Annotated in this window: 10 protein-coding genes; 1 reads left to right on the forward strand and 9 read right to left on the reverse strand. The window is 34.5% G+C overall.

From position 1 onward, the window contains the following. Positions 1–91: 91 nt before the first annotated feature. The 6 genes from B0M43_RS11115 to B0M43_RS11140 form a co-directional block, all read right to left on the reverse strand. The gene (locus tag B0M43_RS11115) at positions 92–1,408 is read right to left on the reverse strand and encodes an APC family permease (RefSeq protein ID WP_078008304.1); all 1,317 of its coding nucleotides are present in this window, start codon (positions 1,406–1,408) and stop codon (positions 92–94) included. 149 nt (positions 1,409–1,557) lie between these two features. Next, positions 1,558–1,983 carry an HIT family protein gene (locus tag B0M43_RS11120; protein WP_078008303.1) on the reverse strand — a complete coding sequence of 142 codons (426 nt, stop codon included), beginning with the start codon at positions 1,981–1,983 and terminating at the stop codon, positions 1,558–1,560. Positions 1,984–2,137: 154 nt separating this feature from the next. Beyond that, the gene (locus tag B0M43_RS11125; protein WP_078008302.1) at positions 2,138–4,444 is read right to left on the reverse strand and encodes a TonB-dependent siderophore receptor; all 2,307 of its coding nucleotides are present in this window, start codon (positions 4,442–4,444) and stop codon (positions 2,138–2,140) included. A gap of 268 nt (positions 4,445–4,712) precedes the next feature. Further along, entirely contained in the window at positions 4,713–5,438 is a 726-nt protein-coding gene (locus tag B0M43_RS11130; RefSeq protein WP_078008301.1) for a DUF4198 domain-containing protein, read from the reverse strand. 110 nt (positions 5,439–5,548) lie between these two features. Further along, on the reverse strand, positions 5,549–6,694 hold the full coding sequence (locus B0M43_RS11135) for a PepSY domain-containing protein (RefSeq protein ID WP_078008300.1): 1,146 nt from the start codon (positions 6,692–6,694) through the stop codon (positions 5,549–5,551). Positions 6,695–6,775: 81 nt separating this feature from the next. Next, entirely contained in the window at positions 6,776–9,097 is a 2,322-nt protein-coding gene (locus B0M43_RS11140; protein ID WP_078008299.1) for a TonB-dependent receptor, read from the reverse strand. Between the two features lie 279 nt (positions 9,098–9,376). Between B0M43_RS11140 and B0M43_RS11145 the strand changes: the two genes are divergently transcribed. Continuing rightward, complete coding sequence (locus tag B0M43_RS11145; RefSeq protein WP_078008298.1) at positions 9,377–10,537, forward strand: MFS transporter; 1,161 nt, start codon at positions 9,377–9,379, stop codon at positions 10,535–10,537. A gap of 803 nt (positions 10,538–11,340) precedes the next feature. Here B0M43_RS11145 and B0M43_RS11150 read toward each other — a convergent pair. The 3 genes from B0M43_RS11150 to B0M43_RS11160 all read right to left on the reverse strand — a co-directional run bounded on the left by B0M43_RS11150 (position 11,341) and on the right by B0M43_RS11160 (position 16,346). After that, positions 11,341–11,817 (reverse strand): DUF6265 family protein, encoded by a 477-nt coding sequence (locus B0M43_RS11150; RefSeq protein ID WP_078008297.1) that lies wholly within the window; start codon positions 11,815–11,817, stop codon positions 11,341–11,343. Positions 11,818–12,127: 310 nt separating this feature from the next. Further along, positions 12,128–14,437 carry a type IA DNA topoisomerase gene (locus tag B0M43_RS11155; RefSeq protein WP_078008296.1) on the reverse strand — a complete coding sequence of 770 codons (2,310 nt, stop codon included), beginning with the start codon at positions 14,435–14,437 and terminating at the stop codon, positions 12,128–12,130. A gap of 400 nt (positions 14,438–14,837) precedes the next feature. After that, positions 14,838–16,346 carry an acyltransferase gene (locus tag B0M43_RS11160; RefSeq protein ID WP_246860222.1) on the reverse strand — a complete coding sequence of 503 codons (1,509 nt, stop codon included), beginning with the start codon at positions 16,344–16,346 and terminating at the stop codon, positions 14,838–14,840. Positions 16,347–16,408: the final 62 nt, after the last annotated feature.

The raw sequence follows: 16,408 nt of genomic DNA on the forward strand, positions 1-16,408 counted from the left end.
TAACACATGCTGAAGAATTATTTGTGAATTGCTTCGCCTATTCCCTTTGGTCGGGTCGTGGCTATTTTAAATTAGTATTTTTTTCTAATTATTATTTTTTCTTTCGATTTAAAACCAAAAACAACGGATAAGAAATTGCCGTAATGACAACAATAATGATAAAACTTTTAGGGTCGCTGTAAACAAAACCAATTAACAAAGCCAGCGAAGCAGCAATAGCGATAATCGTTGTCCAGGGATACCAGATCGAGCGATATGGCCTTGGTAAATCTGGTTCGGATTTTCTTAATTTTATCAAAGAACAATACGCCAATCCCCAAACGATAATAGAGGTAAAGGCTGCAAATGAAAACAAGACTTCGAATGAACCAATACATATTAAAAATAAACTAAATACAGAAGAAACCAAAAGAGCCACAATTGGAGTTCCGCCTTTATTAACGGTTGTTCCTTTTTCGATAAAAAAACCGTCACGACTTAATCCGTAGAGGATTCTTGGCGGAATCATCATAAAAGCATTCAGGATACTGATCAACGAAAAAATAGAAATAACGGTAACTATTATAGCGCCGTTTTTTCCAAAAATAATGTTTGCTACATCGGCAGCAGGCAGATTCGATTTGGCTACATTTTCAACGGGCATAATATATAAAAAGGCGGCATTTATTAAAACATAAATAGCCATTACAAGCAAAACACCGCTGTATAATGATTTCGGAATATTCTTGCTCGGATCTTCATTTTCTTCAGCAAAAAAGCAAACGCCATTCCAACCGTTATAGGTTCCGATAATAAGCTGAAGTGATTTAAAAAAACCGAATAATAAACCAATCTGGACTACAGTATTGTCTTTTGGAATAGGAGCAAGCTTAACACCTGAATACATAAAACAAGCGACAACCAAAGCAAAAAAACAAATCACCTTTAATAAACTGGTAATTTGCTGAATTACACTTCCGTTTTTTACTCCGCTTAAATGTAAGAACACAAAAGCAATCAATAATGAAATAGCCATTTCGGTAGCGTAATTTCGAAGGCCGGGAAATAAAATTATAATATATTCACTGATTACAATGCAGTAAAAAGCGGGCGGAATAGCATTGGTAATATAATCAAACCAACCCGAAAGAAAACCGGCATAATTGCCAAATGCCCTTTTGATATAATTATACGATCCTCCGGCTTTTGGAAGCATTGTAGCAAGTTCTGCGTAGGAAGTAGCGCCAATAAGCACAAATAATCCGCCAAAGAGCCAGGACGCTATAATAAGCCAGTAATTGTCTAATAATGCTGCAATCGTACCTGGAGTTCTTAAAATTCCAACTCCAATTGTTCCACCAATTAATACGGCAATATTAAAACTTAATCCGAGCGTTTTTTTTAATTGGTTCTTTGTGGAATCTGGCATATGTAGCGTTTTTTTGTTTTAATGGGATAAAAAATATCCACCGGGCAAAAGTAATACAATTAGAACACTTTTTTATCTAAACAAAAAACCTCATTTAAGATTAAATGAGGTTTAAGGAAGCTTTAAAGTGGTTTTAGATATTGTTGCTACTATAAATTTGCTTTTATTTTTTCGATAACAGATTCATATTCTGTATCAGACAAATAAGTTTTTTGAGGATTCATTTCAAAAACGCCTCCAAATCCGTAGCCTTCTTTATATTTTGGAACAATATGAAAGTGTAAGTGTGATAAAGTGTCACTATATGCACCATAATTAATTTTGGTTGGACTGAAAGCTTTTGCAATTGCTTTTGCAACAGCAGCAACATCCTCCATATATAAATTGCGCTGTTCATCACTCAGTTCATAAAGCTCAGCTGCGTGATTATTATAAACAACATTACAGCGTCCTGTATAGGATTGTTCCTTGAAAAGAAAAAGTTGGGAAACTTTTAGATCTCCGATTTTGATCATCAATTGGTGTAAGGTGTCATTGTTTTGACAGTACAAACATTCTGAAACTGGACTAGGCATATACTCTATTTGTATTTTTATTAGTAAAAATTTTTTTACAATTCTAATTGTTTCAGCAAAAATACTTTTTTATTTTAAAAACCAAAACTTCTTCTGGATTTCAAAAAATGAAATACAGAAAAAGCTTTGGAAACTAAAATCTAATTCAAAAATTTTAGAACTTATATCTCAGACTTGTCATAACCTGACGAGGCGCAATCGGATTTACACTATAATTTTCGTGTACCGTATAATTTAATTCGTTTGTGATGTTTGATAATCGGCATAAAATTGAGAATTTTCTCCATTCATAACCTAGAGAGGCATCGACAGTTGTATAACCTTTTAGAGGAATATCTCTGTCTCTAACTGTTATAGTGTATGCTGGATCCGGTTTTGGATTTGCAGGAGTTGGTTTAACTTCTGTCCATAAATAATCATCATTCCAACCTCCGGTGCGGTCACCTACATAATTTGCAATAGCTCCAAAAGTTAATCCTTTTAATAAGCCCTCTGGCAATTTGTAGAAAAAGCTCAAATTGGCCGTATTTTTAGGAGTTCTTGCTAATACATCACCTACTACAAGGCTTCCGCTTGTTCCGGACGATTTCGATACTTTAGTTTCATTAAAACTGTAACCCGCCATAATATTCAAACCTTCAACAGGATTTGCAGTGATATCTATTTCGACACCTTTTCCTTTTGTAGCACCTACTAATTCTTTGAAATTGCTGTTGGCATTTTGTGTTACACCATCTGCTAAAAATTGCGCAGTTTGTGCCAGATTGTTATTTGATATTTGATAAACAGTAACGTTTGTACTCAAAAGACCTTTCCAGAAATCTTTTTTGATACCCACTTCATATTGGTCAATAATGGAAGGATCCAACGGTTTTGAATCTACTGTTGTTCCGGTATTTGGTGTAAAAGAGTTCGAATAACTTGCAAAAAGAGATAAATCGGTAGTTGGCTGAATAACTAATCCTGCTTTAGGCGAAAAAGCTCTGTTTAAGGTTTTGGCTCCGGTAACCGGAAGCGCATTTTCGTAAGCAGTTGTAATGACATTTACATTGTTCTTCTTCTCAATTACTTCTTTTGTAGTTGTAGCTTCGCCTTGTTGCCAGGACCAACGTAATCCTGCTAAAACTTTTACATATTGATTGATCGAAACTAAATCCTGAAAATAAGCTCCAAAACGTTGTGTTTCTGTACTTGTTAATTGAGTAGTTCTTGTAGGATACGGAATAACATTACTTTGCGTGCTGTAATCGTACGTATATAAGTTTATAGCTGTAGCTTCTGTTGTTAAGAGGTCTGCAGGTTTTGCCGGATCATAGAATCCAAAAGTATAACTTGGCGCTAGAGAATTTTCGTAATCAACTCCCGTAAATATCTGGTGTTTAATGCTACCGGTATTAAAAGTTCCCTGTAAGCTTAATTGGTCACCAAATATTTGTTCGGCACCATCAGCTTTTGTTAATCCGCGTTTCCAGTTTCCGTTGGCATCAATTGTACTTAATTGAGCTGTTGAAGTCTGAGTTCTGCGGTAAGATTGATAAGAAGAATTAAAATTTAATTTCCAGTTTTTATTAAAATCATGATTAAACAACATCGAAGCACTGGCAGATTTGGTGTTTGCTGTTGACCAAAGTGACCCGAAAAATTCGTTACGAGGTAAGTCTAAAATTGTTTTTCCGTAAATTCCTGTACCAAAATCAGGAGTCCAGTCGGCACTTAAATAATCTCCTTGTACTGTAATTTGTGTTTTGTCTGAAAGATGAAATAAGAAAGAAGGGTTAACATAAATACGTTCGTTTTTTACATAATCCCTAAAGCTTTCTGAATTTTCGTATGAAGCAATAAATCTGTAGGCAATAGATTTGTTTAATGGGCCGTAAATATCTAAAGTTGGTTTATAAAAAGAATAGCTTCCCATTTGCATGGATAGTTCACCACCTTGCGTAAATTTTGGTGTTTTAGTCACTAAATTCATAATTCCGCCAGGTGCCACATTTCCGTATAATAGGGCAGAACCTCCCTTTAAAAATTCTACTTTTTCTAAAGATGAAACTTCAGGTATAGAACCGGCATTATAGCGAAAACCATTTTTAAACATATTATTGGCAGACATATCATAACCTCTTGAGAAAAAAGATTCTTGTGCGCCACCACGAGCAGATCCTACATAAACTCCGTTAAGGTTTTTTACCACTTCACTTAATCTGATAGCTTGTTGTTCTTGTATTATTGCACTGCCAATTATTTGAACACTCTGTGGTAAATCCATTACTTTGATTCCTGAACGGGCAGCTTCGATTGGTTTCTTGGGTTTATTTGCTGTAATTAAAACTTCATTAAGAATTTCTCCTTTTTTGTTTTTTACAGTATCATTTGCTGTTGTCGTATTTTCGGCCTTTGCATAATCCTGACTGTAAGCTGCAAAACCTATAAAAGATAAAACGAATAGTAAATTATATTTCATGGTATTTATTTAGATTGAATAAAAATAAGTTTTGCAAATATAAGTGCACTGCGATGTTTTAACAAAATTTATTAAGAGATTTTCTTACTTAAAACTTCATTAGTTTTGTCTTAAGATTTGCTTAAGATTTTGTTTTGAAAGGTTTAATTATTTATAATAAAAAAATTTTTCTGACTCTTTCCGTCCTTATTTATTAAATTAAAAACAAAAAAAAGCCTTACTCAAAAGAGCAAGGCTTATACTATTATAATAAGTTGTACTAAATAAACTATTTAACCGTAATTAAGTAGGTCGCCATTTTCCAGATTTCATCATATTTTTTTCCATTGTGTTCTCCGGCAGCTTTTTCAGTATAAGCAAATTCTACCATATAGTTTCCAGGCCAGATTGGTGTAAAAGAGATTTCTCCTTTATCATTGCTCCATAATTCTTTTTCCCAGCCATTTGGAGCAATTACTTTCATTTTTTGCTCTTTGGCTTCTTTGCCTTCATATAAAGCGTTTATGTTGATTTTTGTTTTTTGTTTAGCAGCAGTTACATCTTTAGCAAATACGCTAATAATGTTTGTGTTTGCAGTTGCTTCATTTCCTTTTATAGCGTTGCCAACAGTAACGGTAGCACTGGAGTTATAATCTAAAACCATAGTTCCGTAAACATCTTTTACTTTATGGTGCATTACAATAGTATAAACTCCATCTTCATCCGGTGTAAAAAATGCCTGGTATTTATTGTCTAAAGCTTTCGCTGTAAGTTTAGTTTCTTTTTTTGATGGACTAATAACAACTAGAGTAAAATCTTTTAAATCTGAAAACCATTTATCAGCTTTTGTAATGTCATTATCTGAAAATTCTCCAAAATAAACTGAAATTTCCTGAGCTTTTCCTTTTGTACCGGTTGCTTTAGTCTCGATCCAAAGGGCGTGGGCAAATAATTTTGGCGAAGCAACTAACATTAAAAATAAAAATGCTAATGTTTTAAAAGTATTTGATTTCATAAGATGAAGGTTAAATTGTAATTAATAATTTTTTACAAACTTAAGTCTTATTTAGAATAATTAAAAATAAATCTAAAGAAAAACACTATTTTTAAAATAAGGGCATAACATTAAGATGCCTTTTTCTTATTTTTATTATTTCTTCCCCACCAGATTAAGAAACCTGTAATAGGCAAACTTGCTGCAATAAGACTGGCAAAAAAAGCCAATACTTTTCCTGGAAATCCAAGGATACTGCCTACATGCAGATCGTAATTTAAGAAGCGGAATATTTCTCCATTATTTTTGTCTTCATATCTTATTGTTCTAAGTGGCTTAGCGGTATAACGGTCAAAGTCTATGGCTGTATCATCAAAACGGCTTTTATAACGAATGAAAGTATTATAAGTCGCCAGCGAATCGTTTTCTTCTGGAATAAACAAATAGTAACTTTTTGCCTCCGGATGCGATTGCTTTACGGAGGCGTAAATTTTATCAATCGAATTGTTTGTTGTGTAATGAGTAGTATCAGAAACTATTCTTTCTTTTTTATATGTTTTTCCTCCATTAAACAGCCATTGCAATCCTTTATCATAGCAATCAAATGCCCAGACTAATCCCGTAAGCGCAATTATCAAAGCGAAAATCATCGAATAATATCCCAGAATATTATGCAGATCATAGTTTTTACGTTTCCATTTTGTGGAGTCTTTCCATTTAAACCAAAAACGCTGTTTGGCTGCTTGTTTGTTTTTAGGCCACCAAAGTATAAGTCCGGTAATTAAGGAGATTATAAATATAATGGTTGCAGTTCCAGTAATAGGATCTCCAATTTTACTGTTAAAGCAAAGTGTTTGATGCAGCATTCGAATAAAAACAAAAAATTCTAAATTAAAATCTTCGTGTTTTTTTACTGCTCCATTATACGGATCTACGTAGATATAAGTAGTATGATATTGGTTCCAGTACCAAAATGCGTCCGGATTTAATTCTTCAAAAAACCAGACAATTACAGTACGGTCATCCTCATTAATTATTTGGCATCCCGAGAGTGATTGTTTCTGATTCTTGTTGGCTTTTTTCGCAATTTCAATTATACGGCTTATCGGCAGTTTCTTTTCTATTACCTGATCGGTGTAATAATAGTCGTGAACCACAGGTCGTAATTCTTCTTCAAAAACATACAAACAGCCTGTAATGCCCAATATAATGACAATTAAGCCCGAAGATAATCCCAGCCACAGGTGAATTTTGAGAATAAGTTTTTTAAATGTCATATGAGTACCTTTAAAAAAGATTTATAATTAAAAGCGCCTCAATTCATAAAATTGAGGCGTCAGTTTAAAGATTATTAGGTTTTAAAATTTCATTGTTAAATTAGCCAAGATGCTGGTCGGCGCCTGCGATGTGCCCCAGAAATCCCAGTATCTTTCATTAGTTAAATTATTAAATTTTAAACCTAATCTCCATGTAGGTTTTTCGTAATATACTGTGGCATTGTAAACAGTATATGATGGCATGTAAAAAGTATTATCTGCTGTAAAATAATTTTTGTCTACAAAATTGGCGCCGGCACCAATTCCTAAACCTTTTAATTTGTTTTGGAAAGTATAAGTCGACCAGAAATTTACTACATTTTCTGGCGATGAGGTCGCTTTGTTTCCTTCAATTGCAGCTACAGATGCTTTTACAATTCGATTGTCATTATAAGCATAACCCGAAATAATGCTTAATCCTGTAAACGGAGTTGCCATTAATTCAAAATCTACACCTTTGCTCACTTGTTTACCATCTTGTATTGTAAATCCTGCAGCATCAATTCTGGTAGCGTTATCAATTGTAATATTGTAATAACTTACAGATCCGCTTAATTTTTTGTTGAAAGCATCTGCCTTAATTCCTCCTTCATACTGAACAGCATAAATTGGGTCTAAAACCAATTGCGTCGCATCTGGCTGTGTTACAGGCTGCATGTTCTGGAAACCGTTCATGTAATTTCCAAAAACAGAAACCTGATCTTTTACCACTTCATACACTAATCCTAATTTTGGAGAAAGAGCTGTTTGGCTATAACCTTCTGTTGTTCCCACTTTTGCACGTTCAAAATTGTCAAGACGTAAACTTAACATAGCAGAAAATCGGTCTGTAAAATTTACTACATCACAAGCATAGACACTAAAAGTTTTTTGGTCAGCAATAGGTGAAGTTGTCAATACAAGTCCGGCGTCAACCGCTTTTCTTCTAATTGGCGCAAAAGGAGCTGTAACATCTATGTTATCAAGTGTAAAGGTTGTTCCACCAGAAAAAGCAGAGCTGTAAAGTCTGTAATTGACACCGGTAAGAAATTTATGTTTTATGCTTCCTGTAGAAAATGTTCCGTTAATGTTTTCCTGAATGTTGGTATAGTTGTTGAAAATTGGACCCCAAAGACCAACTCTTCTGGCGGTCTGTGTAGGAGAACTCCAAACGGCATAACTTTGATAACTGCGTTCTACATCTTCACCTACAAATGAAAATACGGTGGTAGATCTCCAATTTTCTGAAATTTCATATTCTGCCTGAGCAAAAACTTTTGTAGCTGTTGATTTTGCATCGTTATCATCATGAAACATTGATTTTTTATAATCGATTTTCAAATCGTTCGGATTTGTAATTCCGGAAGTCGCAGCATACGTGTTGTAAGTTCGTCTTGTGTTATTCACGTTATAAAGCTCTGCATCGAAGTTAAAAGTAAGTTTGTCAGATGCTTTGTAAGTAAGACTTGGCGCCACAAGAAGTGTATTGTTAAAGCCATAATCAAGGAAACTTTTTTCTCTGTTTACGGCAAGATTTACTCTAAATAAAACTGTTTTTTCCTGATTTAAAGGCGTGTTTATATCTGCTGTAAGACGGTTTAGGTTGAAACTTCCCGTTGTGTATGATATTTCGGCAGCAGTAGTTTCAAAAGGTTTTTTGGTGACCAAATTTACAACACCTCCAAATGAAGAAACAGAAGAACCAAATAAAGTTCCCGACGGTCCTTTCATTATTTCGATACGTTCTACGTTTCCAAGATCAACAGAAGAACGTCCCGAAGCTGTTTCCATTCCGTTTCTTGCATTAACACCTGTAGAAAAACCTCTAAAAATTACACCAACTCCTCCAGAAGGATAGCTAATAGAAACTACACCAGGAGAGTTTTGTACGGCACCTCTAATATCTACGGCTACTTGTTCCATTAAAAGTTCTTTCTGAATCACACTGTAAACCTGAGGGTTTTCCAGATTTGTTAATGGCATTCTCGCAACGTAATCTGTTTTTTTAGATAAAATGCTTTTTTTGCTGTTTACCACAACTTCCTTTAGTTCTTTATTAGAAACCTTCAATTGTAAATTAACAGTTGCTGTTTCGCTTTCACTAACCATAACTTCGCTTTCTGAAGTTTCATAACCTGTTAGGGAAACTTGTAAACTATAGGTGCCTGGCTTTACTCTGCTGAATTCAAAGTTTCCGTTTTCATCAGAAATAGCCCAGTATTTTGAGTTTTTTAAGATAACATTGACTCCGGCTGCCTGTTCGCCATCTGAAGTAGTGATGGTACCTTTAATTTTTCCATTTTGTTGTGCAAAAGAACAAAAAGCAGAAAGTAACAAACTAATTGTAAATAGAAAACGAATCGTTTTCAAACTCGAATATTTCATTTTATTTAATGGGTTTAGTTATTGTATTTATTTAGAATGAATAAAAACAGTGCAAATGTAAAAATTAATCTTTCTTTAACAAGTTTTATTTATTGGGAATGAAATGTTTTTTTGTGATTTTTAAAGTGAATTTGAAATTCTATTACAAATTATAAGATTTATAGTACTCTTATTGCCTCATTTTTAAATTAAATCATGTAATTGTTTTTAACTGAAGAAAGTTAAAAATGAAAGATTTGGATTAAAAAACCTTAATTTTGCAATCTGAAAAATGACCTGATGATTTTACCTTTCTTTAAAAAAATTCAAAATACACCGCAAGGATTTAGAATAGCCAATACTGTATTTTTTTTCATCTCCGGTTTTGGATATTCCTCATGGGTTTCCAGAATTCCGCATATTCAAGCACAATTAAATTTATCTGAAGCTCAATTTGGAGCCGTTTTATTCGCATTTCCGATTGGCTTAATGCTTACCATGCCTTTTACCGGCATGTTGTTAAACAAATACAGCAGCCGTTATATCATGCTTTTGGGAGCAATCATGTTTAATATTGCCTTGTCATTGCCGGGCTTAGCTGCTTTTGTATGGCAATTGGTTATGATACTCCTGATCTTTGGAGCTTCTCGTAATATTTTTAATTTATCTATTAATGCACAATCACTTGAAGTTCAGAAATTATATCCTAAGTCAATTATAACTCGATTTCATGCCGTTTGGAGTATTGCTGTTTTTTCAGGAGCTGGTTTGGGTTATGTCATGGTAACACAAAATATTGCACCCTCATATCACTTATTGGGAGTTAGTATTTTTATGATGGGACTTACGGCTTGTTTTTATCCCATGAGTATTCATAATCAGCCTGTTCCGGTAAAAAAGAAATTCTTTTCGATGCCGGAAAAAAACCTGGTAAAATTTGCCTTGATTTGTTTTGTTTCCATGGCTTGCGAAAATACAATGTACGATTGGAGCGGAATTTATTTCGAAAATATTTTGAAAGCTTCTCCAAAACTTACCAGCGCTGCATTTGTATTTTTTGCATCGGCGGTAACTTTAGGACGTTTGTTTGGAGATTACGGTGTAATGAAATTTGGAACCAAAAAAATTCTGCTTTACAGCGGCATTCTGATCACTTTAGGTTTTGGAATTTGTTTTATCCTGCCCTATGTTTACCCCACTATTTTCGGTTATGTTTTAATCGGATTTGGGGTTTCCTGCGTAGTTCCGCTAGTATTTAGTATCGCCGGAAGATCCTCAAAACTAAGCAGCGGTTCTGCTTTAACTTCTATATCTACAATTGGTTATCTGGGATTTTTATTGGTTCCGCCAATGGTTGGTTTTATCTCTGAATATCTTAGTATGAAATGGGCATTTTTAATAATGGCACTTTTAGGGATACTGATGATTTTTATGGTGAATAAAATCGGGGAGAATGAGTAGGTTTTTTTTTTGAAAGTGCTAAGATTCTGAGTTGCTGAGGTTCTAAGTTTTTTTTGCCACGAAGGCGCTAAGACACCAAGTTTTTTTTTTGCCAGATTTTGCCGTTAAGTCGCTAAATTTTTTGTCACTGAAGCTCGAAGAAGGAAAGTTTTTTTTGAAAGATTTTGCCGCTAAGTCGCTAATTTTTTGTCACTAAGTCTTGAAGATAATATTTTTTTGAAAGATTTATAACTAAGGCGCTAAAGTTTTTCTTTCTGACTTGCTAAGTTGTGATAAGCATTCTAAAATTTTGCTCTGAAAGAGCTTTAGGAATAGCATAGTGCGAAGCACTATGATGAAAAAAGACTATCGTTTTGCCCTGTAAGGGCAAAAGCGTGATTCCAAAGAAAATACTAATCGTAGGTTATATGGTATTTTCTACTATTGTTACGTTATCTATTCTATGAATCTATAGATGTGTTTACTTTTGCCCTTTCAGGGCAATATTCGTTTTTGCTTTAGCTCGTAGTGTTGCGCACTATGCTTATGATTTTGGGTTTTTAGCCCATTTTTAAGAGTTTCGAAAACTACAGTGACCTGCTCGTGAATATTTTTTAAACTGGACTGAAGTCCAGCTCTACAAAATGAATCGAACCGAAGGTTCTTTAAATACCAGCGTTCACTCTAAAGGAATTTCTAAAATAATCCCAAAAAAAGAACCGTAGGTTCGAAGTATATTGTAGGGCTGGACTTTAGTCCAGTTTTAAACGTTAAATTCGATTACGATTATACCCGCTAAAAAAAAATAAGAATTCACAAGATCATTATTTCTTCACCATAATAAAACGCTCCGTTGTCATTTTTCCTTGTAAATTTCCGGTAGCTTCAGCAGTTATCGTATTATCTGCGCCTTTTGTATAAGTAATCTTTTGCGGATAATCGTGTTTAGCATTTTCAAAAACCAATTGTTTATCAGATTCCGCAGTTGAAGGAAATGCAACCGATTTATCATCATTCTGACCTTCTACAGTAGCAAAATAAGTTAATGTTTCTGCTTTTTGAGCTAAGACAATGCTTTCAAAATGTAAAGTGTCTTTTCCTTTTATAAAGTAAGAAGTGGCACTAAAAGTACTGTCGTTAAGTTTGGTCCAGTTTTCTGTTAAAACACCATCAGGAGATTTATTTTCCCAGTTTCCAATAAGCCAGTCTGCTATTTTGATTTTATCTTTTTCTACAGATTCCTTTTTCTGGCAGGAAACAACGGCAACTAAAAGAATTAAAAGAGTAATTTTCTGAAACATATTTATGGTTTTTGATGTTAAATTGAAAAGCTAAGATATTAAAAAAATGGTTGCCACTAATTCACAAATTGGCACGAATTATTATTCAAATGCTAAATGGAAATTTGCCACAGATTACATGATTACAATGTTTTTTGTTTCACGCAGATTCTGCAGATTGAGGCAGATTTAATTTTGATTCTGAATGATGTAAATCTGCGAGTATCTGCTTAAATCTTTTCAAATCTGCGTGAAAAAAATTAGCGCTAATTTGTGGTTAGAAAACTTTGTAAAAAATCATTTTAATCCTTTAATCTGTGGCAAAAAAAAATTAAACACTTTCGCCTAAAATAGCATACACCAGTTCTTTAGTCGGTTTTTGATCTTTTAGTTTTGCTCTGACATCATCAAAAGTTACTTTAAAATCACAGCCCAGTTTATAATCGCCACAACCATAAGCGGTTTTTCCTTTCATGATGGTTCCTTTTTTGCATTTTGGGCAAGTCAAGGCATCAGAATCAGCTGTTGATGTTGGTTTTGCTTTTGGTGCCGTTTTTTTGACTTCCAATTTTAGTTTGTAATTTTCTTCAAAACGTATCAAACCTTCAACTGTACCTTCCTCAGTTTTAAAGCCTTTTATGTTTACGGTTGATCCTTTTTGAACCAATCTTAAATATTGATTTTCGGATATTTTTTTCTCTGCAAAAACATTAGGCAATAAAAAATCACAACCTGCTTTATAATTCCCGCATCCGTAAGCCGATTTTCCTTTTATTAAAGTCGCTTTCTGACATTTCGGACACGTTTCTGCCAAAATTCCGGCGGCTTTCTTTTTCTCGACTTTCACCACTTCTTTTTGAGTTGCAGTTGCATGCGAAATATTGGCGTGTCGGGTCTCACTTCGAACTTCGGTAACCAAAGCCTCGACCATTCGTTTCATATTTTTGATGAATGCTCCGGCCGTATAAGTGCCTTTTTCGATATCTTTCAACTGCTTTTCCCAGGAACCTGTAAGTTCTGCCGATTTGATCAATTCATTCTGAATCGTATCAATAAGCTGAATCCCCGTAGGAGTTGGTAAAACTTGTTTTTTGTTTCGAACAATATATTGACGTTTAAAAAGCGTTTCGATAATATTCGCCCGTGTAGACGGACGGCCAATACCATTTTCTTTCATCAGTTCTCGTAAATCCTCGTCATCGACTTGTTTTCCTGCCGTCTCCATCGCACGCAGTAAAGTTGCCTCGGTAAACTGATTGGGTGGTTTGGTTTCCTTTTCTAAAAACGACGGTTCATGCGGGCCTTTTTCGCCCACAACAAAATTTGGTAATAAATCAGCTTCTTTTTCTTTTGCATTCGGGTCTTCAAAAACAACTCGAAAACCTTTTTTTAAGATCACTTTTCCGGTTGTTTTAAACATCACTTCGGCTGCTTTTCCAATTACTGTGGTATTGGCAACGAGACAATCATCATAAAAAACCGCAATAAAACGTCTTGTAATAATATCATAGACTTGCTGCTGATTGTATTGCAAATTGCTTTCTATTCCGGTTGGAATAATCGCGTGGTGATCCGTAACTTTTTTATCGTTGAAAACCTTAGGCGATTTTTTTATTTTTTTGCCTAAAAGTGGTTGCGTTAATTCGGCGTATTTTGATAATTTTTGCAGAATTCCCGGTACTTTCGGGTATATATCATTGGGTAAAAATGTGGTATCAACTCTGGGATAAGTGACTACTTTTTGTTCGTACAATGTTTGAACAATTTTAAGCGTTTCATCTGCCGAAAATCCAAACTTGGTATTGCAATATACTTGTAAACCCGTTAAATCAAATAGTTTAGGAGCAAACTCGTTTCCGTTCTTTTTATCGACAGAAACAATTTCGAAATCACTTTCTTTGACTTTATTGGCCAAAAGCTCTCCGTCTTCTTTTTTCAGGAAACGGCCTTCTTCATAACTAAAAAGGGTTTCTCTGTATAAAGTCTGTAATTCCCAATAGGGTTGAGGTTTAAAGTTTTCGATTTCTTTCCAACGGTCTACAACCATTGCCAATGTTGGCGTTTGTACGCGTCCAATAGACAAGACTTGTTTGTATCCGCCATGTTTTACGGTGTACAAACGTGTCGCATTCATACCCAATAACCAGTCACCAATGGCTCTGGAGAATCCGGCGTAGAATAAATTATCGTAGTTTTCAGAGGGTTTTAAGTTTTCGAAACCTTCTTTTATTGCTTCGGTTGTTAAGGACGAAATCCATAAACGTTGTACTTCGCCTTTGTAGTTGGCTTCGTTCATGACCCAACGCTGAATCAGTTCTCCTTCCTGCCCGGCATCCCCGCAGTTGATGACCAACTCGGCTTTGTCGAATAAGCTTTTTACAATTTTAAACTGTTTTTGAATTCCTGAATTCTCGACAACTTTGGTTTCGAATTTCTCCGGAAGCATAGGTAAGTTGTTCAAATCCCAGCTTTTCCAGTGTGGTTTGTAATCGTTGGGTTCTTTTAAAGTACATAAATGCCCAAAAGTGTAGGTTACGGCATAACCGTTTCCTTCAAAATATCCATCGTGCTTGGTATTGGCTCCCAAAACGGATGCGATTTCGCGTGCTACACTTGGTTTTTCTGCAATGCATACCTTCATTTTTCTCCTTCCTTGTTTAAAAAGCGAAATTAGGGATTTAGAATTTGGTATCGAAATTTTTTGCCACTAAGACGCTAAGGCTCGAAGTTTTTTATTTTTTAATTTCACAATCCCAATAACTATCAGGAGCAGAATTATAAAGTTTTTTCTGCTAAATTTTGGAACTTTGCGTTTTTACGCGAGATTCTTAGCGTTAAGATTAACAATACCTAAATTAAATCACGCAAAGACGCAGAGTCGCAAAGTTTTTTGTTTCACGCAGATTTATAAAGATTTAAGCAGATGGTCGCAGATTATATAATCAAAATAAATCTGCGTGAAATAAAAAAATCATTTCAATCCTTTTAATCAGTGGCTATAAATAAAATTTTTACTTCCGATAGCGATCAGGATTGCGAGATTATTTCTTTCTCCTATCCGTAAGATATTTTCTAATTGGAATATCATAAAAAACCATCGTTAAATAAGCGATACTAACTAGAAAAATTGTTCCTGTAATGATAATAACCGTCAATTGAGGTGTTTCGGGTTTGTATTTGGTGTAATAGTTCGCGAATATCCACATGGCTGCATAATGCGTCATGTATAGGGGATAAGATATTTTTCCGAAGAAGATACACAGTTTTTTGAATCCCGGTTTTAGTGTTGCTCCGGCTCCTAATACAATCAATAAAGGGAAATACAATAAAACTACCAAAGGTTCTGTAAGCCAATTGAAATCTGAAAAAGGCAATACGAAGGCTAAAAGCAGTAATACTGATAAGGCAATAAATCCTAATTTCGATTTAATAATCCAGTTCGAGCGGTAAATGAGCATTCCTGCTAAAAACGAATACGAAATACGACCAAAACCATCCCAAAAAGTTTCTCCGTTCCATCCGCCCATTAAAGAGCCTCCCGCACGCTGACTGACGAAACAAATTCCCGCTCCAGCCAAAATGGTTAATACAAATAGAGAACGACGGCTGAGTTTGTAAAGGAATAGCGCATAGAGAATATTTGCCACATATTCCCAAAACAAGGACCAGCCCGGCGCATTTAAACCAAATATATTGAAGTAACGATCTGCCATAACCGGAAAAGGAATCAGAAAAACCGAAGCTAAAAAAATCAGAATTAGTTGGCCGGTTTCGTAGGTTTCAGGATGACCGCCAAACGGATCAAAAAGAAAAGCCACTAAACCCAAAACAGAACCAAAAACAACCAAAGGATGCAATCTGATTAATCTTAATTTAAAAAAGTCAGTCAGTTTCATTTTGGTAATTCGGTCATGGTAGGCGTAGGCAATAACAAATCCCGATAGACAGAAGAAAAAGTCAACCGCAAGAAAACCATGCGCAATAAAATTCTCGCTGGGCGGATGAACAATTTCCATAAAATGAAAAATCACAATAGCCACAGCGGCTATTCCTCTTAATCCATCGAGGATTTCAAAATGTTGTTTGGGTTTTGAAGATTCGATTTTAAATTTTTCTCCTGTTAACTTAATTTCAATATTTTCTTTTGTGTTCAATTTTTTCAGTTCGGCCAGAATAGAATCTACCAGCAGTTCCGTTTCCTTTTTTATTTTTTCTTGATTCTCACGAAATTTATCATCAACAATAATCGTATTAACGTAATTCTGAGTTTCCATATTGGATCCGTTGATGGGATAATTTTCCGGCATTTCTTGTTTGTAATCTTTTAAATTCCAGAATTTGTTATCGTAAATCTTGTCAGATAGTTTAGTAACATCAATTTCAATTTCAACTTGAAGTGTTTTATTTCTTTTAAAATAGTTGTCAATTCTGTCTTCAAAATCTAATAAACAGTTTTTGTTATAATCAAATAAATTTAATGCTTTCAAAAGACTAATTCTAAAATTGTCAAAGTTTTCGTCTGGCTGAATTTTTAACTTTCTAATATTCATTTAATCTTACAATTTGAGTTATCCGTTTCCACAAAGATTGATTTTTTCTAATTATAAAAAAA

This window comes from Flavobacterium sp. KBS0721, assembly GCF_002007065.3.
Lineage (GTDB): Bacteria > Bacteroidota > Bacteroidia > Flavobacteriales > Flavobacteriaceae > Flavobacterium > Flavobacterium piscis.